13 protein-coding genes are annotated in these 18,138 nt (G+C 64.0%); 7 read left to right on the top strand and 6 right to left on the bottom strand.

Going from position 1 to position 18,138, the window contains the following annotated elements:
- From HBO24_RS03150 to HBO24_RS03130, 5 genes are all read left to right on the top strand, one after another.
- The gene (locus tag HBO24_RS03150) at positions 1–1,416 is read left to right on the top strand and encodes a DNA polymerase Y family protein (RefSeq protein WP_170059291.1); all 1,416 of its coding nucleotides are present in this window, start codon (positions 1–3) and stop codon (positions 1,414–1,416) included.
- Positions 1,392–4,490: an error-prone DNA polymerase gene (locus tag HBO24_RS03145; RefSeq protein WP_198849451.1), complete on the top strand. Its 3,099-nt coding sequence runs from the start codon at positions 1,392–1,394 to the stop codon at positions 4,488–4,490. The genes HBO24_RS03150 and HBO24_RS03145 overlap by 25 nt, the downstream gene beginning before the upstream one ends.
- A gap of 135 nt (positions 4,491–4,625) precedes the next feature.
- A complete protein-coding gene (locus HBO24_RS03140) occupies positions 4,626–6,755 on the top strand; it encodes a PAS domain-containing hybrid sensor histidine kinase/response regulator (protein WP_057959233.1) in 2,130 nt (709 codons plus the stop codon).
- Between the two features lie 57 nt (positions 6,756–6,812).
- A complete protein-coding gene (locus HBO24_RS03135) occupies positions 6,813–9,350 on the top strand; it encodes an excinuclease ABC subunit UvrA (protein ID WP_169960893.1) in 2,538 nt (845 codons plus the stop codon).
- Positions 9,351–9,428: 78 nt separating this feature from the next.
- Positions 9,429–9,668 (top strand): DUF465 domain-containing protein, encoded by a 240-nt coding sequence (locus HBO24_RS03130; protein ID WP_032857259.1) that lies wholly within the window; start codon positions 9,429–9,431, stop codon positions 9,666–9,668.
- Positions 9,669–9,815: 147 nt separating this feature from the next.
- Here HBO24_RS03130 and HBO24_RS03125 read toward each other — a convergent pair whose 3' ends face one another.
- The 3 genes from HBO24_RS03125 to HBO24_RS03115 all read right to left on the bottom strand — a co-directional run bounded on the left by HBO24_RS03125 (position 9,816) and on the right by HBO24_RS03115 (position 12,447).
- Positions 9,816–11,186 carry a VOC family protein gene (locus HBO24_RS03125; protein ID WP_170059289.1) on the bottom strand — a complete coding sequence of 457 codons (1,371 nt, stop codon included), beginning with the start codon at positions 11,184–11,186 and terminating at the stop codon, positions 9,816–9,818.
- Between the two features lie 179 nt (positions 11,187–11,365).
- On the bottom strand, positions 11,366–11,680 hold the full coding sequence (locus tag HBO24_RS03120) for an SCP2 sterol-binding domain-containing protein (protein ID WP_057440819.1): 315 nt from the start codon (positions 11,678–11,680) through the stop codon (positions 11,366–11,368).
- A gap of 56 nt (positions 11,681–11,736) precedes the next feature.
- Positions 11,737–12,447, bottom strand: coding sequence for a histidine phosphatase family protein (locus HBO24_RS03115; protein ID WP_170059288.1), 711 nt, complete (start codon positions 12,445–12,447; stop codon positions 11,737–11,739).
- Positions 12,448–12,808: 361 nt separating this feature from the next.
- On the opposite strand from HBO24_RS03115, the gene sohB reads away from it, so the two are divergent.
- Positions 12,809–13,831 carry a protease SohB gene (sohB, locus tag HBO24_RS03110; protein ID WP_057959237.1) on the top strand — a complete coding sequence of 341 codons (1,023 nt, stop codon included), beginning with the start codon at positions 12,809–12,811 and terminating at the stop codon, positions 13,829–13,831.
- Positions 13,832–13,865: 34 nt separating this feature from the next.
- On the opposite strand, the gene HBO24_RS03105 is transcribed toward sohB, so the two are convergent.
- Positions 13,866–15,392: an MFS transporter gene (locus HBO24_RS03105; protein WP_057440823.1), complete on the bottom strand. Its 1,527-nt coding sequence runs from the start codon at positions 15,390–15,392 to the stop codon at positions 13,866–13,868.
- Positions 15,393–15,542: 150 nt separating this feature from the next.
- Between HBO24_RS03105 and HBO24_RS03100 the strand changes: the two genes are divergently transcribed.
- Positions 15,543–16,418, top strand: a complete 876-nt coding sequence (locus HBO24_RS03100; protein ID WP_170059287.1) for a LysR substrate-binding domain-containing protein — start codon at positions 15,543–15,545, stop codon at positions 16,416–16,418.
- A 10-nt stretch (positions 16,419–16,428) separates the two neighbouring features.
- Here the strand turns inward: HBO24_RS03100 and dhaL are convergent, their stop codons facing one another.
- Together dhaL and HBO24_RS03090 are read right to left on the bottom strand one after the other, a co-directional pair.
- A complete protein-coding gene (gene dhaL / locus HBO24_RS03095) occupies positions 16,429–17,076 on the bottom strand; it encodes a dihydroxyacetone kinase subunit DhaL (RefSeq protein ID WP_170059286.1) in 648 nt (215 codons plus the stop codon).
- A gap of 3 nt (positions 17,077–17,079) precedes the next feature.
- Complete coding sequence (locus tag HBO24_RS03090; protein ID WP_170059285.1) at positions 17,080–18,081, bottom strand: dihydroxyacetone kinase subunit DhaK; 1,002 nt, start codon at positions 18,079–18,081, stop codon at positions 17,080–17,082.
- Positions 18,082–18,138 lie beyond the last annotated feature (57 nt).

The following is an 18,138-nucleotide window of genomic DNA, read 5'->3' as shown; positions in this document are numbered from 1 at the left end:
ATGCGCTGGGTGTGCATTGTCTTCCCGCAATTGGCGTTGGATGGGGTCTTGCGTCAGCGTCCCGAACCCGACCAGCCCTTGGCGTTGTTGGCCGGCCCGCCGCAACGCCGGGTGTTGCAAACCGTCAATGCCGCCGCACGTGCCCTGGGCTTGCGGCCCGGCCAATCCCTGACGGCGGCCCATGCTCTGACCAAGGCTTTTACCTGCGTCGAATACGACCCGGTGGATATCGAGCGCTGCCAGCAATTGCTCGCGGCCTGGGCCTACCGTTTCAGTTCCCAGGTCAGCGTGTTCTATCCGCGGGCCTTGCTGTTTGAAATCGAATCGAGCCTGGGCCTGTTCGGGCCGTGGCCGCTGCTGGAAGCACGCTTGCGCAAGGAACTGACCGCCCTGGGCTTTCGCCACCGTATCGTCGCCGCCTCCAACCCGGCCGCTGCGCGGGTGTTGGCCAACGCCTACGATGGCCTGGCGGTGGCCGATGTCGAGGGTTTACAGCACGCCCTTGGGTCGATGCCGATTGATCGCGTCGGCCTCGACCCGCAAGCCGCCACGGCCTTGTCGCGCATGGGCCTGCGGACCCTGGCCCAGCTGCAGGCGTTGCCCCGGCATACCCTGGCCAGGCGCTTCGACGCGGGGGTGCTCAAGCACCTGGATGCCTTGACCGGGCAACGGCCACTGGCCCTGGATTTTTATCAGCCGCCGGATCGTTTTGATCTGCGCATCGAGTTGAATTTCGATGTGCAGTCCCACCAGGCGCTGCTGTTTCCCTTGCGGCGCCTGACCGGCGACCTTGCGGCGTTCCTTTGTGGCCGCGACAGTGGCGTGCAGCGTTTTGCCCTGCACCTGGAGCATGCCGAGGCGCCCGACAGCGTGATCCAGGTGGGCCTGCTCAGTGCCGAGCGCGAACCCTCGATGCTGTTTGAACTGGCCCGTGGCCGCCTGGAGCAGGTGCAAGTGGCGGCGCCGGTGCGTGGCCTGCGCCTGCTGGCCGAAGACTTGCCGGTGTTTGTACCGCAGCGCCAGGACCTGTTCGACGAGCGCCCGCAGCAAACCCTGCCCTGGGTGCAATTGCGCGAGCGTCTGCGCGCGCGCCTGGGGGATGAGGCGGTGCAGGGCTTGCGTTTTCATGCCGACCATCGTCCCGAGTGCGCCTGGCTGCCGGGCGCCGACAGCCGTGCCTGCCCGGCCTTGAGCCCGGTGCAACGCCCTGGCTGGCTGCTCCATGAACCGACTCTGCTCGCCGAGCAGGGCCTGCAGATCCTGCTGGGCCCGGAGCGCATCGAGTCCGGTTGGTGGGATGGCGCGGATATCCGCCGCGATTACTACCTGGTGCGCACTCGCAGCGGGCAGCAAGGCTGGGCCTATCGCACCGTGGGTGACAGCGCCGGGCTGTGGCTGCAAGGCTGGTTTGCATGATGGAGGGCTACGCCGAGCTGCACTGCCTGTCGAACTTCAGCTTCCAGCGCGGCGCGTCCAGTGCCCGCGAGTTGTTCGAGCGCGCCAAACAGCAGGGGTATCAGGCCCTGGCAATCACCGACGAATGCACCCTGGCCGGCATCGTGCGGGCCTGGCAGGCGGCCAAGGAGGTTGGGCTGGGGTTGATCGTCGGCAGTGAGGTGCGCCTGGAAAACGGCCCGAAACTGGTGCTGCTGGTGGAAAACCTGCAGGGCTACCAACACCTGTGCCGACTGATCACCCAGGCCCGACGCCGTGCCGCAAAAGGCCAGTACCGCCTGTTACGCGAAGACTTTGCCGAGCCGGTACCGGGGCTGCTGGTGCTGTGGCTGGCCGAGGAGGGCGACACACCTGCCGACGGCCAATGGTTGTGCGAAACCTTCAGCGGGCGGCTATGGCTGGCGGTAGAGCTGCATTGCGCCCAGGATGATGCCCACCGCCTGGCGCAACGCCTGCAACTGGCCGCCGACCTGCACCTGCCGGCCGTGGCCTGTGGCGATGTGCATATGCATGTGCGCAGCCGGCGTGCCTTGCAGGACACCATGACCGCGATCCGCCACCACCTGCCGGTGGCGCAAGCTGGCCAGCGCCTGCACCCCAATGGCGAGCGGCACCTGCGCAGCCTGGAGGCCCTGGGTGCGCTGTATCCGGCGCACTTGCTCGAAGAATCGCTGCACATCGCCCGCCGTTGCAGCTTCGACCTGAGCCAGTTGCGCTATCAATACCCCAGGGAGCTGGTGCCAGAAGGGCAGAGCCCAAAATCCTGGCTGCGTGCCTTGACCGAAGAAGGCATTGCCCGGCGCTGGCCCGAGGGGGTAGCAGCCAAGACTCTGGAGCAGATCAATAATGAGCTGGAGTTGATCAGCGAGCTGGGCTACGAAAGCTACTTTTTGACGGTGCACGACATCGTGCGCTTCGCCCGCAGCCGTTCGATCCTCTGCCAGGGCCGTGGCTCGGCGGCCAACTCGGCAGTGTGCTTTGCCCTGGGTATCACCGAAATCGACCCCAGCCGCATGAACATGCTGTTCGAGCGCTTCCTGTCCCGGGAACGCAACGAGCCACCGGACATCGACGTGGATTTCGAACACGAGCGTCGTGAAGAGGTGCTGCAATACGTGTTCCAGCGCTATGGCCGGCGCCGCGCGGCCTTGACCGCAGTGGTCAGCAGCTACCACGGTGCCGGCGCGGTGCGTGATGTGGCCAAGGCCCTGGGCCTGCCACCGGATCAGGTCAATGCCCTGGCCGATTGCTGTGGGCGCTGGAGCGATGAAGCGCCGCCATTGGAGCGCCTGCGCGAAGGCGGTTTCGACCCGGACAGCCCGGTATTGCGGCGGGTGTTGGGCCTGACCCAGCAACTGATCGGCTTCCCGCGTCACCTGTCCCAGCACCCCGGCGGTTTCGTGATTTCCGAGCAGCCGCTGGACACCCTGGTGCCCGTGGAAAACGCCGCCATGGCCGAGCGCACCATCATCCAGTGGGACAAGGACGACCTGGACGCCGTGGGCCTGCTCAAGGTGGATATCCTCGCGCTCGGTATGCTCAGCGCGATCCGCCGCTGTTTTGACCTGCTGCGCCGCCATCGTCACCTCGACCTGACGCTGGCGACGGTGCCCTCGGAGGATGCGGCGACCTACGCAATGATCAGCCGCGCCGACACCATCGGCGTGTTCCAGATCGAATCCCGGGCGCAAATGTCCATGCTGCCCCGACTCAAACCCAAGACGTTCTATGACCTGGTGATCGAGGTGGCCATCGTGCGCCCAGGGCCGATCCAGGGCGGCATGGTGCATCCGTACCTGCGCCGGCGGAACAAGGAAGAGCCCACGACCTATCCATCGCCCGAGCTGGAGGCGGTACTCAAGCGCACCCTGGGTATCCCGCTGTTCCAGGAGCAAGTGATGCAGATCGCCATTGTCGCGGCGCACTACACACCCGGCGAAGCTGACCAGTTGCGCCGCTCGATGGCCGCCTGGAAGCGCCATGGCGGTCTGGAGCCCCATCGCCAGCGGCTGCGCGACGGCATGCTCAAGAACGGTTACAGCGAAACCTTCGCCGCCCAGGTGTTCGAGCAGATCAAGGGCTTTGGCAGCTATGGTTTTCCTGAGTCCCATGCGGCCAGTTTCGCCTTGCTGACCTATGCCAGTTGCTGGCTCAAATGCCATGAACCGGCGGCGTTCGCCTGTGCCCTGATCAACAGCTGGCCCATGGGCTTCTACAGCCCGGATCAGATCCTGCAGGATGCGCGTCGCCATCATTTGCAGATTCGCCCGGTGGACGTGACCGCCAGTGACTGGGATTGCAGCCTGGAACCCATTGACGGCCAGCAGCCGGCGATTCGCATGGGCTTGCGCATGATCAGCGGCTTTCGCGAAGAAGATGGCCGGCGTATCGAAACCGCCCGCCAGGCCGCTGGGTTTTGCGGGATCGCCGACCTGGGCGAGCGCGCCCAGTTGGACAGCCGTGCCCAGGAACTACTGGCCGATGCCGGGGCCTTGCGCCAGTTGGCCGGGCACCGGCACCGGGCACGCTGGGACGTGGCCGGGGTGGAGCAACAGTTGGGGTTGTTTGCCGGGGTGTCGAGCCCGCAGGAGGAGGCGGTGCAACTACCGGCTCCCAGTGTCGGTGAGGACCTGTATGCCGACTATGCCAGTGTGGGCACCACCCTGGGGCCCCATCCCCTGGCGCTGTTGCGTGATCAACTGCGTGCGCGGCGCTGCCGCAGTTCACAGGAATTGCAGGTGGTGGAGCACGGACGCAATGTCAGCGTTGCCGGCCTGGTCACCGGGCGCCAGCGCCCGGGCACGGCCAGTGGCGTGACCTTCGTGACCCTGGAAGATGAGTTTGGCAACCTCAACGTGGTGGTCTGGCGTGAGCTGGCCGAGCGTCAGCGCCAGGTGCTGGTGGGCTCACGGCTGCTCAAGGTGGATGGGCGCTGGGAGGCGGTGGGCGAAGTCCGCCATTTGATCGCCGGCCGCTTGAGCGACCTGACGCCGCTGTTGGCGGGGATCAGCGTGCGTAGCCGGGATTTCCACTGACGGGTAGGGCGCACCGACCTAATCGTCCCTCCTGTGGGAGCCGGCTCCTGCAATGGTTCTTCTACACAGTGAAACCATCGCGCCCGGCTATGCTCCAACATTGGCGACTGTCCTCTCTCTGCACTGAGCTGATCCATGCAATTTCTATCCAATACCTACGGCTGTGACGGTTGGGGCGGTGAAATGGCCCAAAGGATTCGTGCCTTTGACTGGTCCACCACTGACCTGGGCCCCATTGACACCTGGTCCACCAGCCTGACCTGCGCGGTGCAGATGCTCCTCGCTTCGCCAGTGCCGATGGTGATGCTCTGGGGCCGCGCCGGGTACATGATCTACAACGACAGCTATTCGGTGTTTGCCGGCGGGCGCCACCCGTTTCTGCTGGGGGTGCCGGTCGAGCAGGGCTGGCCGGAAGTGGCCGAGTTCAACCGGCATGTCATGGACACCTGCCTGGCCGGTGGCACCTTGTCCTATCGCAACAAGGCCTTGATGCTGCTGCGCAATGGCCGCCCCGAGGATTTGTGGCTGGACCTCTATTACAGCCCGGTGGCCGGCGACGACCAGCATCCGGCCGGCGTGTTGGCGATCGTTGTGGAAACCACCGAGCATGTGCTGTCCGAGCGTTTGCGCCAGGAAGCCGAGGGGGCTTACCGGGTGGCGGACGAACGCTTGCAACTGGCCCTCAATGCCGGGGCGTTGCTGGGGTCGTTTGTCTGGGATGTGCTGCCGGATCGCCTCTCGGGCGACGAGCGTTTCGCCCGTACCCTGGGCCTGTCCATGGACGACGTGGAGCGGGGTGTTTCCATTGCAGTCGCCACCCAGGCCATCCACCCCGACGACCTGGCGCGGGTCAACCGCCTGATTGCCCAGACCCTGGCGACGGGTGGGCCATATAACGTCGAGTTTCGCGTGCGACGCCCGGACGCCAGCTATCTGTGGGTACTGGCCAGCGGGCGCTGCGAGCTGGACGCGGGCGGCCAGCCGTTGCGCTTTCCCGGGGTGATCATTGATATCCATGTGCGCAAGATCGCTGAAGAGTCCCTGCTCAAGCTCACCCATAACCTGGAGCAGCGCGTCGCCGCCGAAGTCCAGGCGCGCTCGGCCGCCGAGGAGCAGTTACGCCAGTCGCAAAAGCTCGAGGCCATTGGCGGGCTGACGGGGGGCGTGGCCCATGACTTCAATAATCTGCTGCAGGTGATTGCCGGCAACCTGCACCTGCTGGCCCGCCATGAGCGCGATAACGCCCAGGTCCAACGGCGCGTCGGTGCTGCCCTGGCGGCCGTCGAGCGCGGTGCCAAGCTGTCCTCGCAACTGCTGGCCTTTGCCCGGCGCCAGCCACTGTCACCGGCGGTGTTCAACCCGCGGCGCATTTATGAAGGCCTGGGTGAGTTGCTGCAGCGGGCCCTGGGGGAAACCATCCAGATTGATGTGCAGTTGCCGCAAGACCCGTGGTGCATCCATGTCGATCGCAATCAACTGGAAAACGCCGTGCTCAACCTGGCGATCAACGCCCGGGATGCGATGAAGGGCGAGGGGGTGATCCGCATCACCGGTGAAAACATCACGTTGTCGCCCGAAGATGGCAGCCGCAGCGGGATTGCCCCCGGCGAATATGTGCGCCTGTCGGTCAGCGACACGGGGGCCGGCATGTCGCCGGCGGTGCTGCAGCGGGTCTTCGAGCCGTTCTTTACCACCAAGCCTGACGGTCACGGCACTGGCCTGGGCTTGAGCATGGTGTTTGGCTTCGTCAAGCAAAGTGGCGGGCATGTGCAGATCAGCAGCGAGCCAGGCCAGGGCACCCTGGTGCAGATGTACTTCCCCCACAGCCTTGAGCCGGAAAGCCAGGAAGCGCCCGACCAGGTGGAGCAGCAGGAAGGCGGCCGGGAAACCATCCTGGTGGTGGAGGACAACGAAGGCGTACGTGGCGCAGCGGTGGAACTGCTGCAACAGGCCGGCTACACGGTACTCACTGCCACCGATGGCGATGACGCCATGCTGATGCTGCGCACCGGCTTGCGGCCGGACCTGATCTTCACCGATGTGGTCATGCCGGGGCGGATCAAAAGTACCGACCTGGCCACCTGGGCCAAGGCGCAACAGCCGCCCATTGCAGTACTGTTCACCTCCGGGCATACCCGTGACATTCTTTCCAGCGACCACCTGCTGGGCAACGACATTCATCTGCTGGGCAAGCCCTACAGCCCCGAGGAACTGGCGCGACAGGTACGCTCGGTATTGACCACGCAGGTGAGCTACTGCGATTGAACGTTTACCCCTGTTGCCGGATCCACCCCTGGACCGCTGACTCTTATAAGGTTGACCATGACTTCATCGCGCCACTTGCCGCCTGCCACTGATCTTCTGGCCGCGCGCCCCGGTTTTGTTCGGGTGCGCGGCGCCCGGGAACATAACCTGCGCAATGTCGATGTGGACATCCCACGGGATGCCCTGGTGGTGTTCACCGGGGTCTCGGGGTCGGGCAAATCCTCCCTGGCGTTTTCCACGTTGTACGCCGAGGCGCAGCGGCGTTACTTCGAGTCGGTCGCGCCTTATGCCCGGCGCCTGATTGACCAGGTGGGCGTGCCGGATGTGGACTCCATCGAGGGGCTGCCGCCGGCCGTGGCCCTGCAACAGCAGCGGGGCACGCCGAGCACGCGCTCGTCGGTGGGCAGCGTGACCACCTTGTCCAGCCTGATCCGCATGCTCTATTCCCGTGCCGGCAGTTATCCGCCGGGGCAGCCGATGCTGTATGCCGAAGACTTCTCGCCGAACCTGCCCCAGGGCGCCTGCCCGCAGTGCCACGGCCTGGGCCGCGTGTATGAAGTGACCGAGGCACTGATGGTGCCCGATCCGTCCCTGACCATCCGCCAGCGGGCGGTCGCTGCCTGGCCGCTGGCCTGGCAGGGGCAAAACCTGCGGGACATCCTTGTGACCCTGGGTTATGACGTCGATATCCCCTGGCGCGAGCTGCCGAAAAAACAGCGCGACTGGATCCTCTTCACCGAGGACACACCCACGGTGCCGGTGTATGCCGGCTTGACCCCGGAGCAGACCCGCGAGGCCCTCAAGCGCAAACTCGAACCCAGCTACCAGGGTACTTTCAGCGGCGCCCGTCGCTACATTCTGCACACCTTCACCCACACCCAGAGCGCGCTGATGAAAAAGCGTGTCGCGCAATTTATGCAAGGCAGCCCGTGCCCCTTGTGCGAGGGCAAGCGCCTGACCAAGGCCGCGTTGTCGGTGAAGTTTGCCGGGGTGGATATTGGCGAGCTGTCGCAACTGACATTGTTGCAACTGGCGCAGCTCCTGCGCCCGGTGGCCGAGGGCAAGGGCCGGGTAAAACTCTCGGTGGAAAAACGCCTGGCCGCCCAGCGCATCGCCCAGGATTTGCTGGAGCGGGTCAGCACCCTGACCGACCTGGGCCTGGGCTATCTGTCCCTGGAGCGCAGCACGCCAACCCTGTCATCTGGCGAATTGCAGCGTCTGCGCCTGGCGACGCAACTGGGCTCGCAACTGTTCGGCGTGATCTATGTGCTGGACGAACCGTCGGCCGGCTTGCATCCGGCGGATGGCGAAGCCCTGTTCACGGCGTTGGAGCGCCTGAAAGCCGCCGGCAATTCACTGTTTGTGGTGGAACACGACCTGGAAACCATGCGCCGTGCCGACTGGTTGATCGACGTCGGCCCGGCGGCGGGCGAGCAGGGTGGCCAGGTGCTGTACAGCGGCCCACCGGCAGGCCTGGCACAGATTGCAGCATCACAGACCCGCGAATACCTGTTTGCCGAGCCGCGCCCGCTGAACACCTCGCGCCGTGCGCCGAGCGGCTGGCTCAGCCTGGAAGGGGTCAGCCGCAATAACCTCGACGAGGTGAGCGTGGACTTTCCCCTGGGCTGTTTTACTGCTGTGACGGGGATTTCCGGCTCGGGTAAATCCAGCCTGGTCAGCCAGGCCCTGCTGGACCTGGTGGGTGAGGGGCTGGGTCGGGTGGTGGTCAGCGACGACGAGCCCGACCTCGAAGACCCGGCGCCGCAAACCAGCAGTGGCCGCATCCGCGCGGGCCTGGAGCAGATCCGCCGGCTGGTGCAGGTGGACCAGAAGCCCATCGGCCGCACCCCGCGCTCCAACCTCGCGACCTACACTGGCCTGTTCGATAACGTGCGCAAGCTGTTCGCCGCCACCCCAGCGGCGAAAAAACACCACTACGATGCCGGGCAGTTCTCCTTCAACGTCGCCAAGGGTCGTTGCCCGAAGTGCGAGGGTGAGGGGTTTGTCAGCGTCGAATTGTTGTTTATGCCCAGCGTCTACGCACCTTGCCCGACCTGCCACGGCGCGCGCTACAACCCCCAGACCCTGGCGATTACCTGGCAGGGCCTGAACATTGCCCAGGTGCTGGGCTTGACCGTTGAGCAGGCGGTGGACGTCTTCGCCGAACAACCCAGCGTGCTGCGCGCGTTGCGGGTCCTGCGCGACATCGGCCTGGGCTACCTGCGCCTGGGCCAGCCGGCCACCGAACTGTCCGGTGGCGAGGCCCAGCGGATCAAACTGGCCACCGAACTGCAACGTACCGCACGGGGCGCAACCCTGTATGTCCTCGACGAGCCCACCACCGGTCTGCACCCCCGTGATGTCGACCGCCTGCTGCTGCAACTCAACCACCTGGTGGATGCCGGTCACACAGTGATTGTGGTCGAACACGAAATGCGCGTGGTGGCCCAGAGCGACTGGGTCATCGACATCGGCCCAGGCGCCGGCGACCAGGGCGGCAACGTCGTCGCCAGCGGCACGCCCCAGCACCTCGCCCAGAACCAAACCAGCCGCACCGCCCCCTTCCTCGCACGCGAGCTGGGGCAAGGGAATTGACCTTGGGCATGACAAGAGGCCCCGGGATGGGCTAGCTTCAAGGTGGACCAGTCATTGATTAACTTGCGGAGGTACTTCATGCCAGTGAAACATGATCTTTATCAGGATTTGGGGTTGAGCAAGGAGGATGTCCAGCAGCGTCGGGCAAGCCACCATCGGTTGGATGTATTGCTCACCCAGTATGACGTTGCCGACAAGGAGGTGCTGGAGGCTGAATCTGCAAGTGCCAATGACGATGATGTGGAGAACCTGAAGAAGAAACGCCTGTTGATCAAAGATAAAATCGTCGAACAACTGGAGCAGACCAAGGGGCATTAGCCAACGCTGGGGGAGGGGGTCCATATTTGTTCAGAATTGCCCCAAGGACAACAACCCCGCCACTGCCTATTATCCCAACCGTTCGCCCGACCCTGGGGCACGTTGACTGCGCATGGAATGCGTTGTGGTGTCGGGCGAACTCTTTTTCTAGGTGCGCAGCACCTGCAGGCAGGCGTCGATCGAGCGCTGCTGGGTGTCTGCATACAGCTGCAACTCATCAAGAGTCTGGCGGCCCAGGGCCTGTTCAAACTCAGCCTGGTTGGCGTTGGCCGCGTAGTGACTCTGCGCCGCATCGCCCAGGTTCGACTGGAAAATCCCCGCCGCGCTGACCGGCAGAAAATCTTCATACACCAACGGTTCGATATCGACGTAACCCGCCTCGATCAACGCGTCCAGACTCTGTGGCGCGTCCTTCTCGGTGGCACGGCCCTTGTCGGTCACTCGGTAGCGAAAGTACGCCAAACCTTGCTCGCGCATGGCCCGATGGTTATCCGGGAAGGCCTGGAAGTGCTGTGCCATCAGTTCGGTATAGCGCTGGGCGTTGGCTTCATTGGGAAAGGCACCCAGTTCGTCCCGCGCGGCGTTGAGCAGTCGGTCATAAAGCGCCCGGCCCTTGGGCGTCAGGGCCACGCCACGTTGTTCGATTTCGCCAAAGCGTGCGCTGTGGCTGCCCCTGGCATCGGTAAAGGCAATGGCTTCGTCGAGGGCCTTGAAACTGGTCTGGCGCAGCAGGATCGGGCATTGGCGGCGGGGTGGGCCTTCGATCACGGCTTTGGGGGTGATGCCTTTGCCGGGCATGTCGGCTTGTACGCGGTCGATGTCCAGGGTGCGTGGGGTCAGGTGATTGATATGCGGGCCCTTGAAGGCCACCACGTCGGCAATCAGCCGGTGCTGGTCGCTGAGTTGCTGGTACTGGGCCGCGCTGACCGTGGCGGTGTGGTGCCAGCGAAAGGTTTCCAGGGCTTGCTGGATAAAGGCCTGGGCATCGCTGGCATTCAGGCCGCCGTCGGCTTCGGCCTGTTCGATCAGGGCCAGGGCCCGTGGGGTGAAGATGGAGCGCTTGGCCAGGGCTGATTCGGCAAAGGCTCGCAGTTCAAGGTTTTCGATCAGCTCCAGGCGCAGCAGCGAGGTGAAGACCCGGAACGGGCTGGTCTGCAAGGCGCTTTCATGCACGGCGCGAAAGGCCGTGGAGTGCACCGGCACGCCGGCCGGGGTGAGGTCGTAGTAACCCACCGGGTGCATGCCCATTACTGCAAACAGGCGGCTGATGGTTGCCAGCTCATAGGCGCTGCCCAGGCGGATGGCGCCGTGGCGCTCCATGTCCAGGCGCTGGATTTCGCCAGTGTGCTGCAGTTGCTGCGCCAGGTCTGGATCGCTCGCCAGCACCCGGGCATTGGTTTCGGCCACCAACTCCAGCAGCGCGCCATACAGCGGCACTTCCTCGCGGTACATGTCGGACATGGCCTTGGAGAAGTCTTTGCGGATGGCATCGGGGCTGATAAAGCGCGGGGTAGGCATAGAAAAATTCCTGGCTGCGGTAACGGTGGTGTGGGCCGTAAGCCAGATTTTGTTGGGCGCTGCCCGAGGGCGCAAACGAAGATTCCTCTGGACTTCATTCTGCAAATGAATGAGCGCCACAGGCACACACAAAAATCCCGCCTGGGTAGGCGGGATTGGTCAACCCAGGTTGCCCTGGATCAGGCCGGGAACAGTTCGCTCAGTTTCATCGCCAGCATCATGTCGCCTTCGGCGCGCAGTTTGCCGCCCATGAAGGCCTGCATGCCGTCGGTTTCGCCGCTGACGATACCTTTCATGGTTTCAGCGTCCATCACCAGAGTCACCTGGGCGTCAGGGTTCACGCCTTCTTGCAGTTCGCAGGTGTTGTCCTTGACGATCAGGGAGAAGTTCTGGCTCTCGTCGATACGGAAACCGAACACCAGGTCCAGGCCGTCGGCAGCGGCTGGGTTGAATTTGGCTTTCATTGCTTCTACGGCTTTAGCTACGTCAGTCATGGTTCGATCCTTTTATGGGTGGTGCCAGTGACCTTGGGGTCACGGTTGGCCGCAATTCATCGGAAGGTGATGAGCTGCGGCGCCTTCAACAGTTGCAAGTGGGTATGGCTGTTGAAGGAAGCCAGTGCCACTTCGCGTCCACGGAACTTCAAGTGGTTGAGCGAAGTGTTGACAATCTGCCAGTTCAGCTCGAAAGCCTGGGTGGCAGGTATGCGGGTAATCAGGTGGAGCAGGGCGGTGATGGTGCCGCCAGAAGTAAATACGGCGATCTTGTGGGAACTGTCGGCAGTCTCCAGCAGGCGCTGCAGGCCACCCTGGACGCGCTCGACAAACCCCAGCCAGCTTTCCAGGCCAGGAGTGTCGTAGGTGCCGCTCAGCCAGCGTTCGATGATCAGGGCAAAGATACGCTGGAACTCGCCACGGTTTTGCTGGGCGTTGCGCAGGATATCCAGGGCTTCGGGCTCGCTGTCGAGCAGGTCCGGAAGCAGGGCGCGGATGATCGCGTCGGCGTCGAATTCGTTGAAGGCACTGTCGATTTCCAGGGGCGGCACCGGCAAGCCCTGGGCGCCGATGGACTTGAACGTGGCATTGGCCGTGTGCTGCTGGCGCCGCAGGTCGCCCGACACACAGCGGTCGAACGTCAGGCCCAGGTCTGCCAGATGGCTGCCCAGTATCTGCGCCTGCTGCACACCCACGGGCGACAGGACATCATAGTCGTCTGCACCGAAGGAGGCCTGGCCATGTCGAATCAAATAGATGCTGCCCACGTCCGTCACCCGGTACGTTGAAAGTCTGGCGAGGTTATGAGGATGCCGGGAAGCTGTCAATGAAAAAACATACGCTTGTTTTAAAAGCCCGTTAGAGGCCGATATCCGTGTGGGAGCTGTCGAGCCTTGGCGAGGCTGCGATGGCAGCGGCACTGTCAGCAGAGATGTTGCCTGGCCCACCGCTATCGCAGCCTCGCCAAGGCTCGACAGCTCCCACAGGGTTTAGCGGTGTTTGTTGGATCCTTTCACGAGCATGAGCCTTGAGAGGCACGTTTCAAGGGGTTTCAGCTCTGGCTCACCGGCCGTCCCATCGGTATGCTGGGGCAATCGCGCCTGGCGCACCGTTTCTGTAAGGAGTCCCATGGAGTTTTTGGCTGAGTATGCAAGTTTTCTGGCTAAAACCGTCACGTTGGTCGTCGCCATCCTGGTGGTGCTGATCAGTTTTGCGGCGTTGCGCAGCAAGGGCCGGCGCAAGAATGCCGGGCAGTTGCAGGTCAGCAAGCTCAATGACTTTTACAAAGGCCTGCGCGAGCGCCTGGAGCAGACCCTGCTCGACAAGGATCAGCTCAAGGCCCTGCGCAAGTCCCAGGGCAAGGCCGAGAAAAAACAGAAGAAAACCCCCGAAGCCAAGCCGCGGGTGTTTGTGCTGGATTTTGACGGGGACATCAAGGCGTCGGCCACCGACAGCCTGCGCCACGAAATCACTGCGCTGCTGAGCCTGGCCACGCCCAAGGACGAAGTGGTACTGCGCCTGGAAAGCGGCGGTGGCATGGTCCACAGCTATGGCCTGGCGTCCTCGCAATTGGCGCGGATCCGCGAGGCGGGCGTGCCGTTGACGGTGTGCATCGACAAGGTCGCGGCCAGCGGCGGCTACATGATGGCGTGCATCGGCGAGAAGATCATCAGCGCACCGTTTGCCATCCTCGGCTCGATTGGCGTGGTGGCCCAGTTGCCCAACGTCAACCGCCTGCTGAAAAAGCACGATATCGACTTTGAAGTACTCACCGCTGGCGAGTACAAGCGCACCCTGACGGTGTTTGGCGAAAACACCGAGAAGGGCCGGGAGAAGTTCCAGGAAGACCTGGATATCACCCATCAACTGTTCAAGAACTTCGTGTCGCGCTATCGCCCGCAACTGGCGATTGATGAAGTGGCTACCGGCGAAGTCTGGTTGGGCGTCGCGGCGCTGGACAAGCAGTTGGTAGACGCGCTGCAGACCAGTGACGAATACCTGGCCACCAAGGCCAAGACCGCCGAGTTGTTCCACCTGCACTATGCCGAGCGTAAAAGCCTGCAGGAGCGGGTGGGCCTGGCGGCCAGCGGCTCGGTGGACCGGGTGCTGCTGACCTGGTGGAGCCGCCTGACTCAACAGCGTTTCTGGTAACTCACCCACCCTGTAGGCGCCGGTAAGCCGGCACCTACAGGGGATCGCGTCGATCCTGCAGCAGTGGAATCGGATGCCTCATCAGCAGGCCCACCACCAGCGCCCCCAGCAGCCCCAATAGCCCCGCCACCCACAACACCCTGGCAAACCCGCCGACAAACGCTTGCCACGCCAAGGGTTGCACCCATCCCTGCGCCGACTCCGGCAGCAGTGCCATGGCCGCTGGCATATCCCCGGCCACCACCCGCGAGGCAATCCCCGGTACCTGGGCCTGCCATTGCGTACCAAGGCTGGTTTGCAGCAGATACTCGCTATGACTGGCCAATAGCGCGCCATACACCCCAATCGCCAACATGATCGCGCTGAAACGCATCGTGGTGCTCATGCCCGATGCCATGCCCGCGCGGTCCCTTGGCACGCAGGCCATGATGTTTTTCTGGGTGTCGCCATTGAGCAGGCCGGCCCCGGCGCCAGTCACTGCAATCGCCAGGGCGAACGGCAGATAACCGCCGACATTCACCGCCCAGGCGCTGAGCAGGTTGCCGCTGCCCACCAGGGCCAGGCCGGCCGCCATCATGGTCGCGGGGGCGAAGCGGCTGGCCAGGCGTGCGCCGATCCGCGGGCAGATCAGCATGGTCAGGGCAAACGGCAACATCCCCAAGCCCGAGGCAATCGCGGAAAACCCCAGGCCGTTTTGCAGGTAGAACGGCAGCAGCGTCATCATCACCTGGGCACACCCGGCATAGGCAAACATCCCCAGCAAGGCCCCGATAAACCGTGGGTACTGGAACAGTTGCAGGTCCACCATGGGCCGGCGCTGCAAGCGCTCCACCCACACAAACAGGCCCAGCAGCAACGCGCCGCCGAGCAGCCGCGCATAGGTCAGCGGGTTGTCCCAGCCGATGCGATTGGCTTCGATCAGGCCCCAGATCAGGCACAGCAGGCTGGCGCTGAAGGTCAGGCTGCCCCAGGGGTCAAGGCGCGCCGATTGGCTGTCGCGCGATTCCGGGATGGCGTGCAGGACCAGTGCGAGCAAGGCCAGACCCACCGGCAGGTTGAGGTAGAAAATCCAGCGCCAGCCCATGTAGTGGGTAATCAGGCCGCCAAGGGTCGGCGCGGCGGTCATCGCCACGCCCATGCAGGCGCCCCAGAATGCCCAGGCCTTGGCCCGTTCCAGGTCATCGTGAAAGGCATGGCCGATGGAGGCCAGGGCCGAGGTCAGCAGCAACGCTGCACCGACACCCTTCACGGCGCGGGCGATATCCAGCAGCAGCACGCTGGGCGCGGCGCCACAGCCCAGGGAGGCGAGAATAAAAATCCCCAGGCCCCACACCAGGGTTTTCTTGCGGCCGAAGCGGTCGGCAATGCTCCCGGCTGGCAGCAGCAGGGCGGCGAACGCCAGCATATAGGCGCTGACTACCCATTCGATATCGGCGAAATTGGCGCCCAGGTCGCGAGCAATGGTCGGCAGGGTCACGGCGACGATGTTGGTGTCGAGGACAATCAACGAACAGACCCCGGAGGCGGTCAACAGGGTAAGGCGGGGGCTGACCCGGCTCATGGCAGGATTACCTGACAGGCAACAGGCAAGACGGATTTGACGGGCATCAGGCGGACTCTCTACTGTGGGTGTCCTGTGAGCTTATCGTCGACGCCCAGTGATTCTGTTAGCCGAGGCGAAGCACATCATTACCTTTGAGCTAATCCTGCGATGGAAATACGTCATTTCCGCTACTTCCTGGCCGTTGCCCGGCACCGCAACTTCACGCGGGCCGCCGAGCAACTGGATATTGCCCCACCCACCTTGAGCCGACAGATCCAGGATATGGAGCGCGCCCTGGGTACCCGCCTGTTTATCCGGCGTCAGCGGGATGTCAGCCTGACCGAGGCGGGCAGCGCGTTGCTGGGTGAAGCTGAAGCCACCGTGCGCCAGTTCGAGTTCGCCCAGCGCAATGCCCAGCGCGCCGGGCGTGGCGAGATCGGCCATATCGAGTTGGGCTATGTGGCGTCGGCGGTGTATTCCGGCGTGTTGCAACGCCAGGTGCAGGGGTTTTGCGCGGAGTTTGCCGATGTCAGCCTCAGCGTACGGGAAAGCCCCATGGCCTTGTTGCCGGGGCTGGTGGCCGAAGGGCGCTACGACATTGGCTACATTCGCTCACCCATGACCCTGCCCGACGGCGTGGAGGCGCTACGCCTGGGCAGTGAGGGTTTTGTCCTGGCGCTGCCACAGGGCTCGTGGCTGCTGGGCTTGAAGGCGATCACCTGCGAGCATTTGCAGAACGAGACCTTCATCCTGCCCGAGCAAATCAGCGGCACCTTGCAGGTGGCCGCGCAAGGCGGGTATGCCCCGCGCCTGGGGCCGCAGCCGGGAGGCCTGGTGGCGGTGATTGCCCTGGTGTCCCTGGGGCAGGGCGTGGCGGTGGTGCCGGAGTCGGTAGTGGGGCATGTCAGCTTGCCGGGTGTGCACTACCGCACCCTCCAGGGCAGCGATGCGTCGTCGTGGCTGTCGCTGATCTACCGGCGCTTTGAAAAAGCCCCGGCGGTGGTGCGGTATATCCAGCACATCAAACACAACCCCACCCCGTAGCAACTGGCCCCTACCGGGTCAGGCGGGGCTGTATCGAGTCTGCCAGCTGCGTGAGGATCAGGCAGCATGACACCGCCCCCGCATCCAGCACCCCCAGCGAGCGTTCGCCCAAACGGCTGGCCCGGCCGATCTTGGCCACCAGGTCCTTGGTCGAGTCGCGGCCCTGGGAGGCGGCGCTTTTCATCGCGTCCAGGGCGTCGCTGAAGGACGCACCCGCCGCCTGTGCCTGCTCAAACGCCTCCACCGCCGGGATCAGGGTGTCCATCAGGCACTTATCGCCGACGCCAGCTTCGGTGATGTCCTGCAGGGAGGTGAGGCCGCCGCGCAGTAGATGGGCGAAGGTCGCGGCGTCGATGTTTTCGCTGCCACGTACTTCATCGGCCATGCCGATAAACAGGCTGCCATACAGCGGGCCCATGGAGCCGCCGATACCTTCCATCAGGCTCAGGGTCAGTTCATCCAGGGCCTCGGCCAGGGCCAGTTGCCGGCCTTCGAGGGTGCGGCCGCAATGGGCGAAGCCCTTGGCCATGTTGATGCCGTGGTCGCCATCGCCAATCGCGCCATCGACTTCGCTGAGGTATTCACGGTTGGCGACGATCACGCTGACCAGGTCGGTGACAATCGCACTGCCGTCGTGGGTAGAAAAATGCTGGCTCATGGTCTATTCCGCCTGGGTCATGCCGATGGAGCGGCAAGGTTGGTCGATCAGGGTTTTCAGCTCGGCATCCAGGCCCAGCAGGGTCAGGGTCACGCCCATCATTTCCAGGGAAGTGAAGTAGTTGCCGACGTAGCAGCGATGGATCTTCAGGCCCTTGGCCTTGAGCTGGCTTTCGACTTCGGCGTAGAAGATGTACAGCTCCATCACCGGCGTCGCGCCCAGGCCCGAGACCAGCACCACCACGCTGTCATCCTGGCTGAAATCGCGGTCGGCGAGGATTGGTGCCAGCATGCGTTCAGCCATGGCCGCTGCAGACTCGATCGGGATCACCTCGATCCCGGGTTCGCCGTGGTGGCCGATCCCCAACTCCATCTGGCCGTCCGGGATCTGGAAGTTCGGCTTGCCCACCGCGGCAATGGTGCAGGGCGTCAGGCCGATGCCGATGGAGCGGCAGTGATCGACCGCCTTCTGTGCGACGCGGATCACTCCATCCAGGTCATAGTGCTGCGCGGCGGCGGCCCCGCCGATCTTCCACATGAAGATTTCCCCGGCGACCCCGCGGCGCTTGGCGATATCGGCCTTGGGTGCCGACGCCACGTCATCGTTGGCGACCACGGTGCGGATCTGCATGTCCTTGCTGGCGGCCATTTTCATCGCCAGCTTCACGTTCATATTGTCGCCGGCATAGTTGCCGTACAGACAGGCCACGCCGGCGCCGTGATCGGCGACACGAAACGCGTCGAAGAAACTCTTGGCGGTGGGCGACGAGAAAATTTCGCCGACGGCCACCGCGTCCACCAGGCCGGGGCCGACGTAGCCGAGAAACGCCGGCTCATGGCCGGAACCGCCGCCGGTGACGATGCCCACGCGGCCTGGGCCGGAGGGCTTGGCCTTGCTGATCACGCGGGGGTTGCTGTCGCATTGGCGCAGCTCGGGATGGGCGGCCAGAATGCCGCGCAGCATGTCCTCGACCACTTGGTCCGGATCGTTGATGACTCGATTCATAACGCGGGTTCCTGTTCTTGTTGTCTTGGGCGCAGTCGTTCAAGCGTGGGAGCGGGC

The organism is Pseudomonas sp. WS 5410, from assembly GCF_012985645.1.
In the GTDB taxonomy this organism is placed as follows: Bacteria; Pseudomonadota; Gammaproteobacteria; order Pseudomonadales; family Pseudomonadaceae; genus Aquipseudomonas; species Aquipseudomonas shahriarae.
Note: the sequence above shows the minus strand (reverse complement) of the source record. Positions and strands in the feature narration are given on the sequence as shown.